The 21,637-nt window shown below is 68.3% G+C and carries 17 protein-coding genes and 2 tRNA genes; 7 read left to right on the top strand and 12 right to left on the bottom strand.

What is annotated here, in order from left to right; all coding sequences use genetic code 11:
* The 5 genes from ACO0E1_RS15445 to pknB all read left to right on the top strand — a co-directional run bounded on the left by ACO0E1_RS15445 (position 1) and on the right by pknB (position 7,891).
* Entirely contained in the window at positions 1 to 1,362 is a 1,362-nt protein-coding gene (locus tag ACO0E1_RS15445) for a Stp1/IreP family PP2C-type Ser/Thr phosphatase (RefSeq protein ID WP_422874977.1), read from the top strand.
* Complete coding sequence (locus tag ACO0E1_RS15440; RefSeq protein ID WP_422874976.1) at positions 1,359 to 2,783, top strand: FtsW/RodA/SpoVE family cell cycle protein; 1,425 nt, start codon at positions 1,359 to 1,361, stop codon at positions 2,781 to 2,783. Before ACO0E1_RS15445 ends, ACO0E1_RS15440 begins: the two co-directional genes overlap by 4 nt.
* Entirely contained in the window at positions 2,780 to 4,234 is a 1,455-nt protein-coding gene (locus ACO0E1_RS15435; protein WP_422874975.1) for a peptidoglycan D,D-transpeptidase FtsI family protein, read from the top strand. The genes ACO0E1_RS15440 and ACO0E1_RS15435 overlap by 4 nt, the downstream gene beginning before the upstream one ends.
* Positions 4,231 to 5,967 carry a serine/threonine-protein kinase gene (locus ACO0E1_RS15430; RefSeq protein ID WP_422874974.1) on the top strand — a complete coding sequence of 579 codons (1,737 nt, stop codon included), beginning with the start codon at positions 4,231 to 4,233 and terminating at the stop codon, positions 5,965 to 5,967. The genes ACO0E1_RS15435 and ACO0E1_RS15430 overlap by 4 nt, the downstream gene beginning before the upstream one ends.
* A 118-nt stretch (positions 5,968 to 6,085) precedes the next feature.
* On the top strand, positions 6,086 to 7,891 hold the full coding sequence (gene pknB / locus ACO0E1_RS15425) for a Stk1 family PASTA domain-containing Ser/Thr kinase (protein WP_422874973.1): 1,806 nt from the start codon (positions 6,086 to 6,088) through the stop codon (positions 7,889 to 7,891).
* Positions 7,892 to 8,019: 128 nt separating this feature from the next.
* Here pknB and ACO0E1_RS15420 read toward each other — a convergent pair whose 3' ends face one another.
* The gene (locus tag ACO0E1_RS15420; protein ID WP_422874972.1) at positions 8,020 to 8,664 is read right to left on the bottom strand and encodes an anthranilate synthase component II; all 645 of its coding nucleotides are present in this window, start codon (positions 8,662 to 8,664) and stop codon (positions 8,020 to 8,022) included.
* An 82-nt stretch (positions 8,665 to 8,746) separates the two neighbouring features.
* On the opposite strand from ACO0E1_RS15420, the gene ACO0E1_RS15415 reads away from it, so the two are divergent.
* A complete protein-coding gene (locus ACO0E1_RS15415) occupies positions 8,747 to 9,001 on the top strand; it encodes a cell division protein CrgA (protein ID WP_422874971.1) in 255 nt (84 codons plus the stop codon).
* 282 nt (positions 9,002 to 9,283) lie between these two features.
* Here the strand turns inward: ACO0E1_RS15415 and ACO0E1_RS15410 are convergent, their stop codons facing one another.
* Positions 9,284 to 9,994, bottom strand: coding sequence for a rhomboid family intramembrane serine protease (locus tag ACO0E1_RS15410; RefSeq protein ID WP_422874970.1), 711 nt, complete (start codon positions 9,992 to 9,994; stop codon positions 9,284 to 9,286).
* A gap of 146 nt (positions 9,995 to 10,140) precedes the next feature.
* A complete protein-coding gene (locus ACO0E1_RS15405; RefSeq protein ID WP_422874969.1) occupies positions 10,141 to 10,680 on the bottom strand; it encodes a peptidylprolyl isomerase in 540 nt (179 codons plus the stop codon).
* Positions 10,681 to 10,797: 117 nt separating this feature from the next.
* Here ACO0E1_RS15405 and ACO0E1_RS15400 point away from each other — a divergent pair, with 117 nt between their 5' ends.
* Positions 10,798 to 11,373 carry a hypothetical protein gene (locus tag ACO0E1_RS15400; RefSeq protein WP_281266307.1) on the top strand — a complete coding sequence of 192 codons (576 nt, stop codon included), beginning with the start codon at positions 10,798 to 10,800 and terminating at the stop codon, positions 11,371 to 11,373.
* Between the two features lie 600 nt (positions 11,374 to 11,973).
* Here ACO0E1_RS15400 and ACO0E1_RS15395 read toward each other — a convergent pair.
* From ACO0E1_RS15395 to dnaN, 9 genes are all read right to left on the bottom strand, one after another.
* Positions 11,974 to 12,046, bottom strand: a tRNA-Ala gene (locus ACO0E1_RS15395).
* Positions 12,047 to 12,056: 10 nt separating this feature from the next.
* Positions 12,057 to 12,133 (bottom strand) — tRNA-Ile (locus ACO0E1_RS15390).
* A 75-nt stretch (positions 12,134 to 12,208) separates the two neighbouring features.
* Positions 12,209 to 12,616 (bottom strand): DUF3566 domain-containing protein, encoded by a 408-nt coding sequence (locus ACO0E1_RS15385; protein ID WP_070417462.1) that lies wholly within the window; start codon positions 12,614 to 12,616, stop codon positions 12,209 to 12,211.
* Positions 12,609 to 15,242 carry a DNA gyrase subunit A gene (gyrA, locus tag ACO0E1_RS15380; protein WP_422874968.1) on the bottom strand — a complete coding sequence of 878 codons (2,634 nt, stop codon included), beginning with the start codon at positions 15,240 to 15,242 and terminating at the stop codon, positions 12,609 to 12,611. Before gyrA ends, ACO0E1_RS15385 begins: the two co-directional genes overlap by 8 nt.
* A gap of 113 nt (positions 15,243 to 15,355) precedes the next feature.
* Positions 15,356 to 17,338: a DNA topoisomerase (ATP-hydrolyzing) subunit B gene (gyrB, locus tag ACO0E1_RS15375; protein ID WP_281266305.1), complete on the bottom strand. Its 1,983-nt coding sequence runs from the start codon at positions 17,336 to 17,338 to the stop codon at positions 15,356 to 15,358.
* 134 nt (positions 17,339 to 17,472) lie between these two features.
* Entirely contained in the window at positions 17,473 to 17,973 is a 501-nt protein-coding gene (locus ACO0E1_RS15370) for a DciA family protein (RefSeq protein WP_422874967.1), read from the bottom strand.
* Positions 17,973 to 19,199, bottom strand: a complete 1,227-nt coding sequence (recF, locus tag ACO0E1_RS15365; protein ID WP_422874966.1) for a DNA replication/repair protein RecF — start codon at positions 19,197 to 19,199, stop codon at positions 17,973 to 17,975. The genes ACO0E1_RS15370 and recF overlap by 1 nt, the downstream gene beginning before the upstream one ends.
* Positions 19,200 to 19,230: 31 nt before the next feature.
* Positions 19,231 to 20,118, bottom strand: a complete 888-nt coding sequence (gene gnd / locus ACO0E1_RS15360; protein WP_402727551.1) for a phosphogluconate dehydrogenase (NAD(+)-dependent, decarboxylating) — start codon at positions 20,116 to 20,118, stop codon at positions 19,231 to 19,233.
* 70 nt (positions 20,119 to 20,188) lie between these two features.
* Positions 20,189 to 21,334, bottom strand: coding sequence for a DNA polymerase III subunit beta (dnaN, locus tag ACO0E1_RS15355; protein WP_422874965.1), 1,146 nt, complete (start codon positions 21,332 to 21,334; stop codon positions 20,189 to 20,191).
* Between the last annotated feature and the right edge of the window lie 303 nt (positions 21,335 to 21,637).

The raw sequence follows: 21,637 nt of genomic DNA, 5'->3' as shown, positions 1-21,637 counted from the left end.
ATGACGGCTCGTACGCTGAGCGCCGCTGTGTCCCACGTCGGACGCATCCGCGCGAACAACCAGGACTCCGGCTACGCCGGGGCGCACCTGTTCGCCGTCGCGGACGGCATGGGCGGCCACGCCGGCGGCGACGTCGCATCGGCGATCGCGATCCGTCGCATCCGCGAGGTCGACCGTGAGTTCCCCTCGGCGCACGATGCCGAGTTCGCGCTGCAGTCCGCGCTGATCGCCGCGAACCAGCTCATCACCGAGACCGTGTTCGAGCACCAGGAACTCACCGGCATGGGCACCACGGTGAGTGCGATGATCCGCGTGGGCGACCAGGTCGCGATCGCGCACATCGGCGACTCCCGCATCTACCGCCACCGCGACGGCGAGCTGCAGCAGATCACGTCCGACCACACGTTCGTGCAACGCCTCGTCGACAGCGGCCGCATCACGCCGGAAGAAGCCGCGGTCCACCCCCGCCGCTCCGTGCTGATGCGCGTCCTCGGCGACGTCGACGCCGCTCCAGAGGTCGACACGGCGATCATGGACATCCGACCGGGCGACCGCTGGCTGCTCTGCTCCGACGGCCTGTCGTCGTACCTGGCCGAAGAGCGCATCCGGCACGCGCTCGCGTCGAACATGGACGCGAACCAGGTCACGCAGCGCCTCGTCAAGGAGACGCTCGACCACGGCGCCCCCGACAACGTGACGGTCGTCGTGATGGACGTCACCGACGCCGTGCCGACCGAGGACGACGACGACGCGGCCACGACGGTCGGATCAGCCGCAGCGCCCCTCACCTTCGAGGCGTCGACCGGCCGCAAGCCGATCCGCCTCCCCACGATCCTGCTGCACCCCCTCAAGGTCACGTCGGCACCGGAGGACTCGCACTTCGAGCCGGAGAGTGACCAGTACTTCGCCGAACTCATCGCCGAGGACCGTCGACGCCGGGTGCGCCGCCGGATCTCGTGGACGATCGCGCTCGTCCTCGCCGTCGCAGCGCTCGTCGGCGCGGTGTTCCTCGGCTGGCGCATCGTGCAGGACCACTACTACGTCGGCACCGATCGCGGCACGGTCGCGATCTACAAGGGCGTGCAGCAGCAGATCGGTCCGATCAAGCTCTCCGACGTGTACGAGGACTCCGACATCAGCGTGTCGGACCTGCCGGAGTACACACGGGAGAACGTCCGGTCCACGATCAACGCGCAGTCCCTGTCCGACGCGCGCGACATCGTCGACCGCCTGCGGACCGCGGCCAGGACGGGCCAGGACCAGAGCGGAACCGGCGGCTCCGGCGGCGCGTCGTCCTCCCCGACCCCGACACCCGGTCGCAGCGGGACTCCGTCGCCGTCCCCCTCGGGTGATGCCCGATGACCGCGACCACCCCGCAGTCCTTCACCCAGGCGATCACGATCAAGCTCCGGGAGCCCGCGCGCGCCCGGAACCTCGAGCTCGTGCTGCTCGTCATCGCGTGCGGCATCTGCGCCGGCGCGATGGTCCTCGTGCAGCTCGGCACGAAGGGGAAGCTGTTCGACACGTCGGTGCTCTGGGTCGGTTCGACGATCCTCGGCCTCGCGCTGATCATGCACATCGTGCTGCGGATCGTCGCGAAGAACGCCGACCCGTTCATCCTGCCGGTCGCCCTCGTGCTGAACGGCATCGGGATCGCGGAGATCTACCGCATCGACATCCACAACGGCCTGTCCGGGTGGAACGCGATCGGCGTCAAGCAGATCGTGTGGACGCTGCTCGCGATGGTGCTCGCCATCGTGACGCTCATCGTGGTGCGGAACCACCGGTTCCTGCAGCGGTACCGGTACATCTTCATGTTCCTGACGATCGTGCTGCTGCTGCTGCCGATGCTGCCCGGCATCGGCTACGCACCCGGCGGCGCGCGCGTCTGGATCCGCTTCGGGCCGTTCTCGTTCCAGCCCGGTGAGCTCGCGAAGATCACGATGGCGCTGTTCTTCGCCGGGTACCTCGTCACCGCGCGCGACAGCCTGTCGATCGTCGGCAAGAAGTTCCTCGGCATGACGTTCCCGCGTGCCCGTGACCTCGGCCCGATCCTCATCGTCTGGGGTGCGGCGATGAGCGTCCTCGTGTTCCAGCGCGACCTCGGCACCGCGCTGCTGTACTTCGGCCTGTTCCTCGTGATGATCTACGTCGCCACGGCACGGCTCAGCTGGGTGATCATCGGTCTGGTGCTGTTCGTCGGTGGTGCGCTCATCGCGGCGAGCGCGCTCGTGTACGTGCACGGACGGTTCGAGCAGTGGCTGAACCCGTTCGACCCGACGATCTACAACGCGAGCACCCAGGCGAGCTACCAGCTCGTGCAGGGCTTGTTCGGGTTCGCGAACGGCGGGATCACCGGTACCGGACTGGGGCAGGGCCGCCCGTACATCACCCCGGTCGCCAACGCGGACTACATCATCGCGTCGCTCGGCGAGGAACTCGGGCTGATCGGGGTCTTCGCGATCCTCGCGCTCTTCATCGTCCTCGCCTCCCGCGGCATCCGCGTCGGCTTCATGGCGCAGGACGACTTCGGCAAGCTCCTCGGCATCGGGTTCGGCTTCACGATCGCCCTGCAGGTGTTCGTCGTCGTCGGCGGCATCACCCGGATCATCCCCGTGACCGGCCTGACGACACCGTTCATGGCCGCAGGTGGTTCCTCCCTGGTGGCGAACTGGATCATCGCGGCGATGCTGCTGCGCCTGACCGACTCCATCCCCGCGGAACAACGGGTCCTGTCCGAGCGCGGCGACGCCATCGGCCGGACCAGGAAGGGGCGTCGATGAAACGGCAGCTCCGCGGCGTCTCCACGGTCGTCGTGCTCATGTTCGTCGCACTCTTCGTGTCGACGACCTCGATCCAGTTCTTCTCGGCGGATTCCCTCCGCGCCGACCCCCGGAACTCCCGCACCATCCTCGACAGCTACTCGACGAAGCGCGGCGCGATCCTGGTCAACGGCACGCCCATCGCGGAGTCCACCGCGGTCGACGACCAGTACCAGTACCAGCGGAAGTACTCCAACGGCGCGCTCTACTCGGCGGTGACCGGCTACTTCACGATCGGTCAGGGCAACACCGGCATCGAGAGCGCGGAGAACACCGTGCTGTCCGGCAACTCGGACGACTCGTTCTTCCAGAACCTCAACTCGATCCTCACCGGCCAGGACGTCCAGGGCGACAACGTCAACCTGACGATCGACCCCGACGTCCAGCAGGCGGCGTACGACGCGCTCGGGTCCAACACGGGCGCCGTCGTCGCGATCCAGCCGAAGACCGGCAAGATCCTCGCGATGGTGTCCAAGCCGGACTACGACCCGAACTCGTTGACCTCGCACGACACCGCGAACGTCAAGGCGCAGTACAACGCGCTGCTGGACCAGTCCCCGACGCCGCTGCAGAACCGCGCGATCGGCGGTGACCTGTACACGCCGGGATCGGTGTTCAAGCTCGTCGTCGCGTCCGCCGCGCTCGAGGGCGGCAAGTACGACCTCGACTCCGAGTTCCCGAACCCGTCTCGACTGCAGCTGCCGGGGACGAGCACGTACATCAACAACGCCGAGGGTGGCTCGTGCGGCGGCGGCGACACCGTCAAGCTCCGCACGGCGATCCAGTACTCGTGCAACATCCCGTTCGCGGAGCTCGGGCAGAAGCTCGGGTACGACACGATCAAGGCGATGGCCGACAAGTACGGCTTCGGCGACGCGATCGAGGTCCCGATGAAGGCGACGGCGAGCCAGTACCCCGACGTCGACTCGACGGCGCAGCTCATGCTGAGCTCCTTCGGGCAGGCGAGCGTCCGCGTGTCGCCGCTGCAGATGGCGATGGTCTCCGCGGGCATCGCGAACGGCGGTAAGGTCATGCAGCCGTCGCTGGTCGACTCGATCACGACGAGCGACCTCAAGCAGGTCGAGTCCTTCTCGGCGAAGCAGTACAGCGACCCGCTGTCCTCGTCGGAGGCGTCGGACCTCACCGAGGCGATGCAGAGCGTCGTCAACGCGGGGACCGGCACGAATGCGAAGATCGACGGGGTCGACGTCGCCGGGAAGACCGGGACGGCCGAAGGCGGGACAGGCGACCCGTACACCCTGTGGTTCACCGGGTTCGCGCCCGCGAAGGACCCCGAGGTCGCGGTGGCCGTCGTCGTCGGGAACGGTGGCGGACTCGGACAGTCCGGCGTCGGCAACACGGTCGCGGCCCCGGTCGCGAAGAAAGTCATGGAGGCGGTGCTGAACAAATGAGACCCACCAGCGGACTCACCTTCGGTGGGCGGTACCAGCTCTCGTCCCGGGTCGCCATCGGCGGCATGGGAGAGGTGTGGCAGGCGACCGACCTCGTCATCGGCCGGACCGTCGCCCTGAAGATCCTCAAGGACGAGTACCTCGGCGACCCCGGGTTCCTCGAGCGCTTCCGCGCGGAGGCCCGGCACGCGGCACTCGTCAACCACGAGGGCATCGCCAACGTGTTCGACTACGGCGAGGAGGACGGTAGCGCCTACCTCGTCATGGAGCTCGTCCCCGGCGAGGCGCTCTCGACGATGATCGAGCGCGAGCACACCCTGCCCGTGGACAAGGTCCTCGACATCGTCGCGCAGACGGCCAACGCGCTCCAGGCAGCGCACGCCGTCGGCCTCGTGCACCGCGACATCAAGCCGGGCAACCTGCTCATCACCCCGGACGGCCGCGTCAAGATCACCGACTTCGGGATCGCACGCATCGCCGACCAGGTGCCGCTCACCGCGACCGGCCAGGTGATGGGAACCGTCCAGTACCTGTCGCCCGAGCAGGCGAGCGGTCACCCGGCGTCCCCGTCGACCGACATCTACTCGCTCGGCATCGTCGCGTACGAGTGCCTGGCCGGACGCCGTCCCTTCACGGGCGAGTCGCAGGTCGCGATCGCGATGGCGCACATCAACGAGCAGCCACCGGCGCTCCCCGGCGACATCCCGGAGCCGGTCGCCGCCCTCGTGATGTCCTGCATCGCGAAGAAGCCGGCGGACCGTCCCGCCACCGCGGCGAACCTGGCCCGTGCGGCACAGGCGCTCCGTCGCGGTGACGTCGCAGCGGCCACCGTCGCGGTGCCCGCCCTCGGTGGCGCCGGCACCGTCGCCTTCAACCCCCCGCAGGGGAACGACGCGGCGACCGCGCTGATCGGGACGCAGTCGGCGGGTGCCGTCGGTGGCAGTCCTCGGACGCCCGGCTCGCCCACGGGCACCGAGGACGAGGAACCGAAGAAGAAGCGCGCCTGGATCTGGTGGGTCGTCGCGGCAGCGGTCGTGCTGATCGCCGGCGGCGTCATCGCGGCGTTCGCGTTCGCGAACGGTGCGGCCGAACCCACCCCGTCCCCGTCGTCGTCGAGCGCCAAGCCGCGCCCGACCCAGTCCCGGACGCCGAGTGCGCCGCCGACCCAGGCGCGCATCACGGTGAACCAGAGCGACTACGTCGGCCAGCCGACCGATCAGGCCGCGGCGGACCTCCGGAACCAGGGGTTCGAGGTCACGATCGAGGACGGCGACCCGGCCCCGACCGCGGACCAGGCGAACACCGTGCAGTCCATCACCCCGACGGGGAGCGTCGTCGCCGGCACGCTCATCACCCTCCGCGAGTACACCGCACCGCCGACGGTCAACAAGCCGAACACGCCGAGCGCCGGCACGGTGTCGGCAACCGGCGCGGTCACCTTCAGCTGGTCGGCAGCAACGTGCCCGACCGGCTACACGGTGAGCAAGTACTCGTGGACCGTGACCGGTGGCAAGGACTCCTCCGGAGCGACCTCCGGTGACACGTCGTCGACGGCGGTGGACATCCAGGCGGACTCGATCAACAACCCGGTCTCCTTCACGTACACCGTCACCTGTGGCAACCTCGCCGCGTCGGCGGCCTCTGATGCCGCGACGGCTACGTGGCAGGCGTCCGACGAGCCGACCGGAAGCCCGAGCAACGGCACGAACCCCACCCCGGGCGCGAAGCGCTGAGTCGTGCGGCGGGGCCGCCGACACCGTTCCGGTAACGGTTCGCGCGGCGGCCCCGCAGCCAGCGTCTCACCAGGATGGGCTGTCGTACACTTGCCCCGACGGACATTCGGAGGAGTACGTGCCAGAAGGTGTGACCGCGGGGATCACGCTCCTCGCAAATCGCTACGAGATCGGTGATGTCATCGGTCGTGGCGGCATGGCCACCGTGCACGTGGGCCAGGACACGCGGCTCGGCCGCCGTGTCGCCGTCAAGCTCCTGAAGCCGAGCCTCGCCAACGACCCGGCCTTCCGCACACGCTTCCGGCAGGAAGCACAGGCTGCCGCGCGCATGGCGCACCCGACGATCGTCCGCGTCTACGACGCCGGCGAGGAGACCGTCACCGAGCAGTCCGGCGCCGAGGTGCAGGTGCCGTTCATCGTCATGGAGTACGTCGAGGGCCGCCCGCTCAGCGAGGTCGTCGGCGACGGACCCGTCGAGCCGGACGAAGCCGTCCGCCTGACGAGCGGCATCCTCACCGCACTCGAGTACTCCCACCGCGCCGGCGTCGTGCACCGTGACATCAAGCCCGCCAACGTCATGGTGACGGCCACCGGGCAGGTCAAGGTGATGGACTTCGGCATCGCCCGAGCCATCACCGACACGTCCGCCACGGTCGCGCAGACCACGTCGATCCTCGGCACCGCGTCGTACTTCTCGCCGGAGCAGGCCCGCGGCGAGACCGTCGACGCGCGCACCGACCTCTACTCGACCGGCATCGTCCTCTTCGAGCTCCTGACCGGCCGTCCGCCGTTCCTCGGGGACTCGCCCGTCGCCGTCGCCTACCAGCACGTCAGCGAGCAGCCCGTCGCCCCGTCGACGATCACCCCCGCGGTGTCGCCGGCGCTCGACGCGGTCACGCTGCACGCCCTTGTCAAGGACCGCACGCGTCGGTTCCAGAACGCCGCCGAGTTCCGCCGCGACCTCGAGCAGGCCGCCGCCGGACAGGTCCCCGCGTCGACGAAGAAGCTGCAGCAGAGCGCGAACGACGCCTCGACCGTGCTCTTCGGCGTGAACCCGCGGACGACCTCCAACCCGGAGGTGGCGTTCCGCGAGCTCGACGACACGCAGGAGCACCGACCGCAGCGCACGCAGAACCGTCCACCGGTGGCGTGGATCTGGGTCGGCATCGTCCTGACGATCGCCGTGATCGCCGGCGTGGTCTTCTGGGTCGCGAACCTGCAGCCCGGTCAGGCCCCGGTGTCGTCGTCGGTCAGCGTGCCGAACGTCGTCGGCGCCACCTACGACTCCGCCGCCAAGGCGCTCGACAAGCGCGACCTCGTGCCCGTCAAGGTGGAGCAGAACTCCGACAAGGTCGACAAGGGATCGGTCATCCGCACCGAGCCCGGATCCGGCACGAACGTCGCCAGGAAGCAGAACGTCCGTGTGGTCGTCTCGCTGGGGCCGGAGCAGATCGCGGTCCCCGACGTCGCCAACCAGGCACAGGACGCCGCACAGCAGGCGCTCGAGGCAGCCGGCTTCGCGGTCGGAGCGGTCAACTCGACCTACTCGCCGACCGTGCCGCAAGGCACCGTCATGTCCACCGACCCCGCGGCGAACTCCACGCACACCAAGGGCACGGTCGTGAACCTCACGGTGTCCAACGGCCTGGTGCAGCTCCCGGACGTCACGCAGCAGCCGTTCTCGACCGCCAACTCGACGCTCGCGAACCTCGGGCTCACGGTGAAGCAGCAGGCGTCCTACTCCTGCACCGGTGGCACGGTGACGCAGCAGGACCAGCCGGCCGGCGACATCGCCCAGGGCAGCACCGTCGTGCTCACCTACTGCGCCGCGTCGAACCAGCCGAGCGCCCCGGCGACCCCGAGCGGCGGCGACGGTGGGAACGGCAAGGACAACAGTGGTGACGGGGGCGACGGCGGCAACTGACCGCTCGTCCCGGCCGATCGCCGGACGGGAGGCACGGTGCCGGCCCGCCACGAGCCTCCAGGCCGACCTCCGGTGGCGTCCAGGGCCCGGGTGGACCGGATCAGGTCCGGTGACCGACCGCGGGACTTTCAGGCGCGGTGGGCCGCGATGAGCGGGCCCAAGCCCGCTGCGCGCTCCGCTGCGCCGGCGAGTCCGGTCGTCTCGAGCCAGTTGCCGACCATCCGGTAGCCGCCCTCGGTGAGGACCGACTCCGGGTGGAACTGCACGCCGTAGACCGGGGCGTCCTGGTGCTGGACACCCATGATGACGCCGCCGCCGGTGCGTGCCGTCACGGTGAGCTCGTCGGGGACGGTGCCGTCGACGATCGCGAGCGAGTGGTAGCGCGTGGCCGTGAACGGGTGCGGCACGCCGGCGAAGAGGGTGCTGCCGTCGTGGTCGACCTGCGAGGTCTTCCCGTGCATGAGCTCTTCGGCGTGGGTCACCGTGGCGCCGAGGGCCTCGGCGATCGCCTGGTGGCCGAGGCAGACACCGAGCAGCGGCTTGTCGTCCGCGATGGCCGCGTGGACGGTCTCGATCGAGATGCCGGCGGCTGCGGGTGTGCCCGGGCCGGGGGAGAGCAGGACGCCGTCGTACTCGGCGATCCGGTCCGCGATCTCGGACTCGGGGAACGCGTCGTTGCGCACGACGTCGGTCTCCGCGCCGAGCTGCTGGACGTAGCCGTTGAGCGTGTAGACGAAGCTGTCGTAGTTGTCGACGACGAGGATCCTGGTCATGGTCGGTTCACCGTACTCGTGGGGGTCGTGTGCAGGCTCCGTGGGGGCTGTGCACACACATGTTCACGGTAGGATACCGGCCATGGCCAAGGACAAGGACCGCACCAAGCCCGCCCGGAGGACCCGAGCCGACTCGGTCGACACGGCGGGCGACCAGCCCAACCCCGTGTGGTTCAAGCCGGTCATGTTCGGCTTCATGCTCGTCGGACTCGCCTGGGTGATCGTGTTCTACGTCTCGCAGGGCACCCTCCCGGTTCCCTCGCTGAACTCGTGGAACATCCTCGTCGGCTTCGGCATCATGTTCATCGGCTTCCTCATGACCACTCGCTGGCGCTGACAGCCCGGCTCACGCGTCGTCGAACGCCCGCTGCACCGATCGGTGCGGCGGGCGTTCTCGTTTTCCACAGGCTCCTGTGGGATCGAAGCGGTTTCCACCCGTTTTCCACAGTCCAAGGAGTTCTCCACACGCCGTTCCACACCCCCGTCCCGGAGTTATCCACATGTGAATCCACAGTGGGGATAATCACACCGGTGTAACTCAGGGAGTTGTCCACAGGCACGAAAACGCCCCGCCACTCCGGAGAGTGGCGGGGCGTCGAGCGCTCGCGTGGTCGCCTGATCAGGTGAATGCGATCGCGTACCCGACGTACGCCAGAACGACGATCAACACCGCCTCGGCGACGAGCAGGGTGATCTGCAGGCCACGTCGCCGGACGTTCCGGGTCTTCGCGAAGATGTACCCGGTCAGGAAGCCCGCGGCGATCCCGCCGATGTGCGCCTGCCACGAGATGTTCGTCCCGGGCAGGAAGCCGATCACGAGGTTCAGGCCGATGATCACGAGCAGCGAGACGGCGTTGCCACCGAGGCTGCGCTGGATCATGAAGAACGCGGCGAACAGGCCGAAGATCGCTCCGGAGGCGCCGACGACCGACGTCTGGGGAGCGAGCAGCGTGACCGCCATCGACCCAGCCAGGCCGGAGATGAAGTACAACGCCAGGAACCGCCAGGTCCCGAGCATGTTCTCCAGCATCCGGCCGAAGATCCACACCGCCCACATGTTGAACGCGATGTGGAGGAAGCCCGAGTGGACGAACAGCGACGTGACCATCCGCCACGGCTGCGTCGGCAGGTAGTAGGCGTTGTAGCCGAGCAGCTGCGTCAGCGCCCGGTTGGACACCTGGTCCAGCAGCCAGACGACCACGGAGACGGCGACGATGACGACGGTCGCCTTCTGGTCGAGCATGGCGAAGCGCCGCCGCGCGACCGTGACCCTGCTCGGGGCTCCGGACGCGCGGCGGTTCGCCGTGAACTGCGCGCGCTGTTCACGCACGCACTCAGGGCAGTGCACCCCGACCGCCGCCGGCGTCTGGCACTCAGGGCAGATGGTCCGCCCGCACCGTTGGCACAGGACGAAGCTCTGCCGGTCCGGGTGCCGGTAGCAGTAGTTGGCCGGGTTGTACGCCTGGTCGGTCAAGGTCAGACGGACTCGACGTCGATGCTGTTGATGACGACGTCCTCGAGCGGCTTGTCGCGGCCGTCGGTCGGAACGCCCTCGATCGTGTCGACGACCGCGCGGGACTCGTCGTCGGCGACCTCACCGAAGATGGTGTGCTTGCCCTGGAGCCACGGCGTCGCGACGGTCGTGATGAAGAACTGCGAGCCGTTGGTGCCGCGGCCGCCCTGGATGCCGGCGTTCGCCATCGCGAAGATGTACGGGTTCTGGAAGGTGAGCTCGGGGGAGATCTCGTCGTCGAAGCGGTAACCGGGGCCGCCGATGCCCTGGCCGAGCGGGTCGCCGCCCTGGATCATGAAGTCCTTGATGATGCGGTGGAAGACCACGCCGTCGTAGAGCTTGTCGGTGGAGACCTTGCCGGTGCCCGGGTGGGTCCACTCCTGCTGGCCCGTCGCGAGGTCGACGAAGTTCTTGACGGTCTTCGGGGCGTGGTTGCCGAACAGGTTGACGCGGATGTCGCCCTTGTTCGTGTGGATCGTTGCGACAGCGGTGTGCAGAGACATGTTCCGATTCTCGCATGCGTCCGCTGCGTACAGACGGTACCCACAGGTGAGGCTCCGTGACCTGTCAGGTGCTCCGGTGGCAGGATGGGTGTCACGCCGTTCCGATGGAGGTACCAGATGACGACGATCGAACTGCCGCGCAAGCGCCGGAAGCAGATCAAGAAGCTCAAGGGCCAGACCGCCTCGCTCCTCGGTGAGCAGCGCAAGGTGCTCGAGCACGCGAACGCGATCCTCGCCGAGGCGCGCTCGAACGCAGCCGATGCTGCTCGCAAGGACATCGCCCCCCGCGTCCAGCACGCGATCGACAGCGGCATCCGCCCGGCTGTCGCGACGGGCGTGCACGCAGCGACGTCTGCCGCGCAGAACGCCTCGCACCGCTTCCAGTCCGAGGTCGTTCCCGGCCTCGTGTCCACTGCGGGCTCGGTGCTCAGCGTGGTCGACCTCGCGAAGGACCCCCGGGTCAAGAAGATCGTGAAGGACGCCCAGAAGAAGGGCAAGAAGGCGAAGAAGGCGGCAGCGAAGTACGTGCCGTCGCAGCAGAAGAAGGGCATCGGCTTCGGCGGAGTCGCCCTGATCGTGGTGGGTGTGGTCGCCGTCGCCGGTGCCGCCTACGCCGCGTACCAGACGCTGCGCGCCGACGACGACCTCTGGGTCGCCGACGACGCCGACTCGGCGGACAAGTCCGCCGCCTGACCTCCCGGTTCGTACGAAGGGCCCCGGCACACGCCGGGGCCCTTCGTCGTCCCCGCCGCTGGGGCGCCACGAGGTTCCACAATGACGGCATCTCGACGCGCCGCCACCGCGAGTCGTGGAACCCCGACGGCAGTGAGCGGCGAGTCGCGGAACCTCGTCGCTCCACGCCAAAACCGTCCGACCCGAGGAACACCGAGCGAGTCGCCCCAGATCGCGCTTCGTGTCGCCGCACCCCGTCGCGACCCGACACGAACCGCGATCTCACCGCAACGGTCGTCGCGCGCGCGAGGGCCGCCGGACGGGAGGCTCGCGGCGGCCGCGCACCGAGCCTCCCGTCCGGCGCGCGCCAGGCCCGACGCGGCCCCGAGATCGCACTCCGCGTCGCCTCACCGCATCGCGACCCGACACAACCCGCGATCTCACCGCAGGAGGCGGCGCAAAACGACGAAGGACGAGAGGACGACGGGCGGAACCACCCACGGGCCGGTCGCGGCACGCGCCGCCGACCATCGCGGAGCGGCGCGCCGGAGCGCAGACGAGCACCGGCGACCGAACAGTCAGCGACGTCGCGCCGCAGGGGCGGCGGCGCGGATGAGATTGTGGAGCCTGGGAGAATCGAACTCCCGACATCCTGCTTGCAAAGCAGGCGCTCTACCAACTGAGCTAAGGCCCCCGGAAGGGGATGGTGGGGCTACAAGGACTTGAACCTTGGACCTCTTCGTTATCAGCGAAGCGCTCTAACCGCCTGAGCTATAGCCCCTCAGACCGGATGAAAGCCTACCGTACGAATCCGTCGGAACGAAATCGAGCGGGCGGCCCATCCGGACCGGGTGTGTCAGTTGTTCGTGAAGCCCACGAGCAGACCGCCCGTGATGCGCACGCTGAGGTTGTACAGCACGCTCACGATCGCGCCGAGCACGGTGCCGACGACCACGTTGAGGATGCCCACCACGATGGAGAACCCGAGCACCTGGCCCAGCGAGAACTGGTCCATGATCGAGTAGTTGTTCTGCCCGGTGACGTCCTTGAGGAGGGCGTCGATCTGGGTGAACACCCCGGTCTGGTTGAGGATGACCCACACCAGCGCCGTCGCGACGACGATCACGATGCTGCCGGCCAGGGCGATCAGGAAGCTGAGCTTCACCATCGACCAGAAGTCGACGTACACGAGCCGCAGCCGCACCTGACGGGTGCCGACGGGCCGCTTCGCCTTCTTCTGGAGCTTCTCGGCGACACTACTCATTGCTTGACTGGTCCTCTCCGGCCTCGGGTTCGACGGGGTCGGCGGCCGCTTCGTCCGGGCTGACCGACTCCACCGGGCCCGCAGGCTCGATCTCGGCGTCGTCCTGGTCGTCCAGGTTCCGCTCACTGTTCCGGGCCACCGCGATGATCCGGTCGTTCTCCGCGAACCTCGCGAAGACGACGCCCATCGTGTCTCGACCCTTGGCAGGGACCTCGGCCACGGCAGACCTTACCACCTTGCCCGATTGGAGCACGACGAGCACCTCGTCGTCCTCGCCGACGATGAGAGCACCCACAAGGTCACCTCGGTCGGCCGCCAGCTTGGCCACCTTGATGCCGAGTCCGCCACGGCCCTGGGTGCGGTACTGGTCGACGGAGGTGCGCTTGGCGTAGCCGCCCTCGGTCATGACCCACACGAACCCGTCGTCGGACACGACCCGTGCCGCGAGCAGCGAATCGCCGTCGCGGAAGGACATGCCCTTCACGCCGGAGGTCGAGCGACCCATCGGGCGGAGGGTGTCGTTCGTCGCGGTGAAGCGGAGCGACATGCCGTGCCGGGACACGAGGAGCAGGTCGTCGGACTCGTCGACGAGCAGTGCCGAGCGGAGCTTGTCGCCGTCGCGCAGGTTGATCGCGATGATGCCGCCGGTGCGGTTCGTGTCGTACTCGGTGAGCGCGGTCTTCTTCACGAGACCCTGCTCGGTGGCGAGCACGAGGTACTGCGCCGCCTCGTAGTCGCGGATGTCGAGCACCTGCTGGATCTGCTCGTCCGGCTGCATCGCGAGGAGGTTCGCGGAGTGCTGGCCCTTGGCGTCACGCCCGGCCTCCTGCAGCTCGTACGCCTTCGCCCGGTAGACACGACCCTGGTCGGTGAGGAACAGCAGCCAGTGGTGCGTCGTCGTGACGAAGAAGTGCTCCACCACGTCGTCGGCGCGGAGCTGGGCGCCACGCACACCACGTCCGCCGCGGTGCTGCGAGCGGTACTGGTCGCTGCGGGTGCGCTTGACGTAGCCACCGCGGGTGATCGTGACGACGACCTCTTCCTCGGGGATGAGGTCCTCGATCGACATGTCGCCGTCGTAGCCGAGCATGATCTCGCTGCGACGGTCGTCACCGAAGCGCTCGACGATCTCGTCGAGCTCCTCGCCGATGATCGAGCGCTGCCGGGTCTCCGACGCCAGGATGTCGTTGAAGTCCGCGATCTTGAGCTCGAGGGCCTCGGCCTCTTCGTGGATCTTCTGACGCTCGAGGGCGGCCAGACGACGGAGCTGGAGCTCGAGGATCGCCCGGGCCTGGATCTCGTCGACGGACAGCAGGTCCATCAGGCCGGTGCGGGCCTCTTCGACGTCGGGCGACCGACGGATGAGCGCGATGACCTCGTCGAGGGCGTCGAGCGCCGCCAGGTATCCGCGGAGGATGTGCGCGCGCTTCTCGGCTTCGCGCAGCCGGTACTGGGTCCGGCGGACGATGACGTCGATCTGGTGGTCGACCCACGCCGAGATGAAGCCGTCGAGCGCCAGCGTGCGGGGCACACCGTCGACGATCGCGAGCATGTTCGCGCCGAAGTTCTCCTGCAGCTGCGTGTGCTTGTACAGGTTGTTCAGCACGACCTTGGCGACCGCGTCGCGCTTCAGCACGATGACGAGGCGCTGGCCGGTTCGACCCGAGGTCTCGTCGCGGATGTCCGCGACGCCCGCGAGCCGGCCGTCCTTGACGAGCTCGGCGATCTTGATCGCGAGGTTGTCGGGGTTGACCTGGTACGGCAGCTCGGTGACGACGAGGCAGGTGCGACCCTGGATCTCCTCGACGCTGACGACGGCACGCATCGTGATCGAGCCACGGCCGGTGCGGTACGCGTCCTGGATGCCCTTGACGCCGAGGATCTGCGCCCCGGTCGGGAAGTCCGGTCCCTTGATGCGCTGCATGAGCGCACCGAGGAGTTCTTCACGCGTGGCGTCGGGGTTCTCGAGCGCCCACTTCGCGCCGGCAGCGACTTCGCGCAGGTTGTGCGGCGGGATGTTCGTCGCCATGCCGACCGCGATGCCGACCGAGCCGTTCACGAGCAGGTTCGGGAACCGAGCCGGCAGGATGGCGGGCTCCTGCGTGCGACCGTCGTAGTTGTCCTGGAAGTCGACGGTCTCCTCGTCGATGTCCCGGACCATCTCCATGGCGAGCGGCGCCATCTTGGTCTCGGTGTACCGCGGAGCAGCAGCACCGTCGTTGCCGGGGGAACCGAAGTTGCCCTGGCCGAGCGCGAGCGGGTACCGGAGCGACCACGGCTGCACGAGGCGGACGAGCGCGTCGTAGATCGCGCTGTCGCCGTGCGGGTGGAACTGTCCCATGACGTCGCCGACGACGCGGGAGCACTTCGAGAACGCGCGGTCCGGTCGGTAGCCGCCGTCGTACATCGCGTAGATCACGCGACGGTGCACCGGCTTCAGGCCGTCGCGCACCTCGGGCAGCGCACGACCGACGATGACGGACATCGCGTAGTCGAGGTACGAGCGCTGCATCTCGAGCTGCAGGTCGACCTGCGAGATGCGGTCACCGGAGACGACGATGTCCCCGCTGTCGCCGTGCACGATCTCGGGCTGCTCGTCGGCGCCGGTGTCGTTGTCGTCAGCCATGTGGCTTCGTTCCCTTTCTGCACAGCCTGGAGGCCGTGGTTCCGTCAGTCGCGCCGGGCGCGACCACAGGTGGTCCGGACTGGTCGACGCGGCTCACACCGCGCCTCCAGGCCTTAGATGTCCAGGAAGCGGACGTCCTTGGCGTTCTGCTGGATGAAGGAGCGTCGGGCGTCGACGTCCTCACCCATCAGGGTCGCGAACACGCTGTCCACGGCGGCGGCGTCCTCGAGCGTGACCTGCAGGAGCGTGCGGGTGTCCGGGTTCATCGTGGTGTCCCAGAGCTCCTTGTAGTCCATCTCGCCGAGACCCTTGTAGCGCTGGATCCCGTTGTCCTTCGGGATGCGCTTGCCTGCGGCGATGCCGGACTGCAGCAGCGCGTCGCGCTCACGGTCGCTGAACACGTACTCGTGCGCCGAGTTCGACCACTTCAGGCGGTACAGCGGGGGCTGTGCGAGGTACACGTAGCCGCGCTCGATGAGCGGCCGCATGTAGCGGAACAGCAGCGTGAGCAGCAGCGTCGTGATGTGCTGGCCGTCGACGTCGGCATCGGCCATGAGCACGATCTTGTGGTACCTGGCTTTGTCCGGGTCGAAGTCCTCACCGATGCCGGCGCCGAACGCCGTGATCATCGACTGGATCTCCTGGTTCGCCAGGGCGCGGTCGAGGCGGGCCTTCTCGACGTTCAGGATCTTGCCACGAAGGGGCAGGATCGCCTGGGTCATCGGGTTGCGGCCCTGCACGGCGGAACCGCCGGCGGAGTCACCCTCGACCATGAAGATCTCCGACAGGGTCGGGTCCTTCGACTGGCAGTCCTTGAGCTTGCCGGGCATGCCACCGGACTCGAGCAGCCCCTTGCGGCGCGTGGTCTCACGGGCCTTGCGCGCCGCGAGCCGGGCCTGTGACGCCTGGATCGCCTTGCGGACGACGTCGCGGGCCTGCGTCGGGTTGCTCTCGAACCAGTGCGTGAGCTCGGTGCCGACGACGCGCTGCACGAAGGACTTCGCCTCGGTGTTGCCGAGCTTGGTCTTCGTCTGGCCCTCGAACTGCGGCTCGCCGAGCTTGACGGAGATGACGGCGGTCAGCCCTTCACGGATGTCGTCACCCGTGAGGTTGTCGTCCTTCTCCTTGATGATCTTGGCTTCGCGCGCGTACCGGTTCACCAGCGTGGTGAGCGCGGCGCGGAACCCTTCTTCGTGGGTCCCGCCCTCGTGCGTGTTGATCGTGTTCGCGAAGGTGTGGACGCTCTCCTGGTAGGAGGTGTTCCACTGCATCGCGACCTCGAGCGCGATCTTGCGCTCCGGGTCCTCTGCCTCAAAGCCGATGACGTCGGGGTGGACCAGATCGGCCTTCTTCTGCTTGCCGAGGTACTCGACGTAGTCGGCCAGACCGCGCTCGTACCGGAACGTGTCGTGACGGGACTCCTCGCCCTCGTCCGGGGTGCGCTCGTCCTTGAGGTTGATCCGGAGCCCCTTGTTGAGGAACGCCATCTGCTGGAAGCGTGCGCGGAGGGTCTCGTAGTCGAAGACGACGGTCTCGAAGATCTCGGCGTTCGGCCAGAACGTGATCGTGGTGCCGGTCTCGTCGGTGGCTTCGTCTTCGGACACGGGGGCCACCGGGACGCCGTCGGTGTAGCTCTGGCGGTAGACGTGCCCCTGGCGGCGGACCTCGACGTCGAGTTCCGAGCTGAGCGCGTTCACGACGGAGGAACCGACGCCGTGCAGACCACCGGACACCGCGTACCCGCCGCCACCGAACTTGCCGCCGGCGTGCAGGACTGTGAGCACGACCTGGAGTGTCGAGACGCCCTCCGCCGCGTGGACGTCGACCGGGATGCCGCGGCCGTTGTCGACCACGCGGACGCCACCGTCTTCGCGGATGGTGACGTCGATGGTGTCGCAGTAGCCGGCGAGGGCCTCGTCGACGGAGTTGTCGACGATCTCCTGCACCAGGTGGTGCAGACCGCGCGGGCCCGTCGAGCCGATGTACATGCCGGGGCGCTTGCGGACGGCCTCGAGCCCCTCGAGCACCTGAATCTGGTCTGCGCCGTACGACGGTTCGGGAGAGGTCTGGCGGTCGTCTTCAGATTCTGATGTCATGTCGAGAGTGCTCCTTGCCTGCGCGCGGAACACCCACGCACTGCACCGCCCAGTCTATCCCAGCAGCCCCTCTTTCGAAGGCGAAATCGGCCGTTTGACGGCCGATTTCGCGACGAGAGGATGATTTCGTCTGCTCAACCGTAGGTGTCGCGAGGACCGCGCCCCTGGACCGTCCTGGGGCCGCGTTTCCAGGTGGGGGCGTCCGGGCCAGAAACCCGGATCGATTCCACCCCTGCCTGCGGGTGCCGTTCCGCGATGGTCGTCGTGACGCTCGCGCGCATCAGTCGGAGCTGCGTCGCCCACGCCGTCGAGTCGCATCGGATGACGAGGGCGCCGTCCTCGATCGTGACCGGCCGGGAGTGCTTCGCGAGTTCGTCGCCCACGACGCTCGGCCAGTCCGTGAAGAGCTCGGAGCGGGCGAGCGGCTCGGTCCAGCCGAGTTCGGCGGCGAGGGATCCGACGATGTCGCCGAGGCCCTTCGGTTCCCGTCCGCGGCCATAGGGCACCGTATCGGACTCGAACTCCTTCGCCCGCCGGCGGCGTGCGTCGATGCCGCGCTTCGACGGGTCGCCGAACACCTGCTTGAAGTGCAGGTAGACCCGACTGGGTTCGGTCGGCTTCCAGGGGCGCGGCATCAGTGGTCGGCTTCCGCCGCGTCCGGTTCGGCCGGACTGGAGGCTCGGGTCGGGTCCGCCTCGTCGGTCACGATGGTGCCGTGCTCGATCCGGACCGTGTGCGCGGCCAGCTGCTGGGGCACGTCACCGAACACCGCAGCGGTGATGAGGACCTGTTCGTAGTCCGCCACCGCGTTGCCGAGGCGCTCGCGCCGTGATTCGTCGAGTTCCGCGAACACGTCGTCGAGGATGATGATCGGGTCGCCGAGGGTCGACTCGGCGCGGAGGATCGATGCGCTCGCGAGCTGGATCGCGAGGGCGAACGACCACGATTCGCCGTGACTGGCGTACCCACGCGCCGGTAACCCGTTCAGCTGGAAGAGCACGTCGTCCCGATGTGGGCCGGCGAGCGTCAGACCACGCTCGAGCTCGTCGCGGCGACGGCGTTCGAGCGCACCCCGGAACGCCTCCGCCGCTGCCGGGACGGTAACCGGCTCATCGGGTGTCCCGAGCACCGGATCGGTCGCGTCCGCGTCTTCCGGATCGCCGCCGCGGACCGACAGCACCCCGGTGATCGACGCCTCGTGCCGCTCGCCGGCGACGGTCGCGTACGCCTCCGCGACGAACGGCGCGAGGCGGCGGGTGAGGTGGTCACGCGCTGCGATGATCTCGGAGCCGAAGGCCACGAGGCGCTCGTCCCAGACGTCGAGCGTCGCGAGCGATCCCGACTTCGCGCCGGTCGCCCGCGCGGACTTCAGCAGGGTGTTCCGCTGCCGGAGCGTCCGGTCGTAGTCGGCGAGGACGCCCTGCATCCGCGGGGCGATCTGCACGAGGAGCTCGTCGAGCATGCGGCGTCGGCCGGACGGTTCGCCGCGGACGAGTGCCAGGTCCTCCGGTGCGAAGAGGACGCTCGTGCAGTACCGCGGGAGCTCGCGGGGCTTGATCGGCGCCCGGTTGATCTGCGCCCGGTTCGAGCCGGAGCGGTTGATCTGCACCTCGGCGAGGATGCTGCGTTCCTCGTGGGCGAGCCGTGCGCGGACGATCGCCGCGTCGCAGCCCTGCCGGACGAGTGCCGCGTCGGTGGGGACGCGGTGCGAGCCGAGGGTGGAGAGGTAGGCGATGGACTCAACGAGGTTCGTCTTGCCCTGGCCGTTCCTCCCGACGAAGAGGTTCGGCCCGCGTGCGAGGTCGACGTCCGCCTCCCGGTAGTTCCGGAAGTCGGTCAGTTGGAGATGGTCGACGTGCACGCGGGCCGGTGCCGGGTTCCCCCGGGAAGTCCTAGGACTTCTTGACGGCGTGGCCGCCGAACTGGTTGCGGAGCGCCGCGACGGCCTTCATCGTCGGGGACTCGCTGCCCTGACGCGAGACGAAGCGCGCGAACATGGCCGCGGAGAGCGCGGGCATCGGGACCGCGAGCTCGATCGCCTCTTCGAGGGTCCAACGGCCCTCGCCGGAGTCGTCGACGTAGCCCTCGAGCTCGGCGAGCTTCGGGTCCTCGTTGATCGCGAGCACGAGCAGGTCGAGCAGCCAGGAGCGCACGACCGTGCCGCGCTGCCATCCGGCGAAGACGGCGGGGACGTCGGTGATGATGTCCTTCGCCTCGAGGAGCTCGTAGCCCTCGCCGTAGGCCTGCATGATCGCGTACTCGATGCCGTTGTGCACCATCTTGGCGTAGTGCCCGGCGCCGACGGCACCGGCGTGCGAGAAGCCCTCTTCGCGCGGGCCCTCGGGGCGGAGCGCGTCGAAGACCGGCATCGCGAACTCGACGTCAGCCGCGTCGCCGCCGACCATCAGGCCGTAGCCGTTGTCCTTGCCCCAGACGCCACCGGAGACGCCGGCGTCCATGTAGCGGATGCCGTTCGCCGCGAGCTGCTCGGCGTGCTTGGTGTCGTCGAGCCACTTCGAGTTGCCGCCGTCGATGACGAGGTCGCCCTCGCCGAGGACCCCGGCGAGCTCGGTGATCACGTCGTCCGTGATCTTGCCGTGCGGGACCATGACCCAGACGAGCTTCTTGCCCTCGGGGAGCGCTGTTGCGAGTTCGGCGAGGCTGGCGACATCGGAGACGGCGGGGTTCGCGTCGTACCCGGTGACCTCGATGCCTGCGTTGCGGAGACGGGCACGCATGTTGTTGCCCATGCGACCGAGGCCGACAAGACCGATGTGCATGATTTCCTCTTCTGTTCGTCGTCGCGCTGATGCAGGGGTGGCGCGTCAGCGCAGTGTTCGGCTGTTGCGCTTACCGCAGCAGGAGATTGGGCTGCAGCAGGTACCGGTATCCGTCCGTCGCCGGTTCCTCGCGGGAGGACTGGCCGGTGATGAGCACCGGGCCCGGCTTGTTGGGGTTCTCCGTCTTGGTGAAGGAGATGCGGACGAACTCGGAGTGCACCGCGTTCAACCCGTCCAGGAGGAAGGCGGGCTTCAGCGAGACCACCGTTTCCTCACCGGTCAGCAACGCATCGATCGACTCTGACGCCTGCGCTTGTTCGGAACCGATCGCCTCGAGCGTGAGCCCGTCGACCGTGAAGGAGAACCGGAGCGCTGCTTCGCGCTCCAGGACGAGGGAGACCCGTCGGACCGCTTCGACCAGCTCTGCCGTGTTGATCACGGCGTGGTCCTGGACGGTCTCGGGGAAGAGCCGGCGGACCGGCGGGTAGTTGCCCTTGATGAGCAGGGACGTCACGGTCTTGTCGTCGGCGTGGAACGCGATGAGCTCGCGGTCCGAGGTGCCGCTGATCGAGACCGACACCGTCGACGCGGAGCCGAACGTGCGGCCGACTTCCTGCAGGGTGCGGGCAGGGACGAGCGCGTGCATCGGCTCGGAACCGACGCGGCCGGAGTCCCACGCGATGGTGCGGACCGCGACGCGGTAGCGGTCCGTGGCGATGAGGGAGAGGTCGTTGTCGCCGACCTCGAGCTGGACGCCGGTGATGACGGGGGTGACGTCGTCGCGGCTCGCGGCGACCGCGACCTGGGAGACGGCTTCCGAGAAGGCGTCGCCCGGGATCACACCGGTCTGGGCGCCGACTTCGGGGAGGGTCGGGTACTCCTCGACCGGCATGCTCAGCAGCGTGAAGTGCGCGGATCCGCAGGTGACGGTGATCCGTGACTCGTCCGTGGAGAACGTGACGGGTGCGTTCGGCAGGCGGCTCGCGATGTCGTTCAGCAGGCGACCGGAGACGAGGACCGTGCCCGCGTCGTCGATCTGCGCCGCGATGGACGTCTGCGCCGAGACCTCGTAGTCGAACGACGAGAGCGTCAGTCGATCGCCCTCTGCGTGGATGAGGACACCCGACAGGATCGGGAGGGTCGTGCGCTGTGGGAGGAGCTTCACCGCGAATGAGACGGCTTCGGAGAAGACGTCCCGGTTGACCTCGAACTTCACAGCTGGGACCCCTGTCGATCGTTGGACTGTCCGGCCGCCCCATTGTGGCACAGCCCAGCGGGACCCGGATTTCTTGTCATCCCGCCGTCCACAAGGTTGGCCCAGGGATCCCGATCGTTAAGCAGGAATAAGAGTGTTAACGCCTGTGCACACTGTGGATAACTCTGTGCATGCCTGTCAGCGACAGGGAACTACAACCGTGTGACTTGTGGGCGGGGTGTGAGCGTTAACGGGATGAATGAATCTCATCTATCCACTTCCATCCCCAGTCTCCACAGATGGCCCATCCACTGTGAACAACCA

Source organism: Curtobacterium guangdongense, assembly GCF_049341845.1.
Taxonomy (GTDB): Bacteria; Actinomycetota; Actinomycetes; order Actinomycetales; family Microbacteriaceae; genus Curtobacterium; species Curtobacterium guangdongense.
This window is presented reverse-complemented; position numbering and strand designations above follow the sequence as displayed.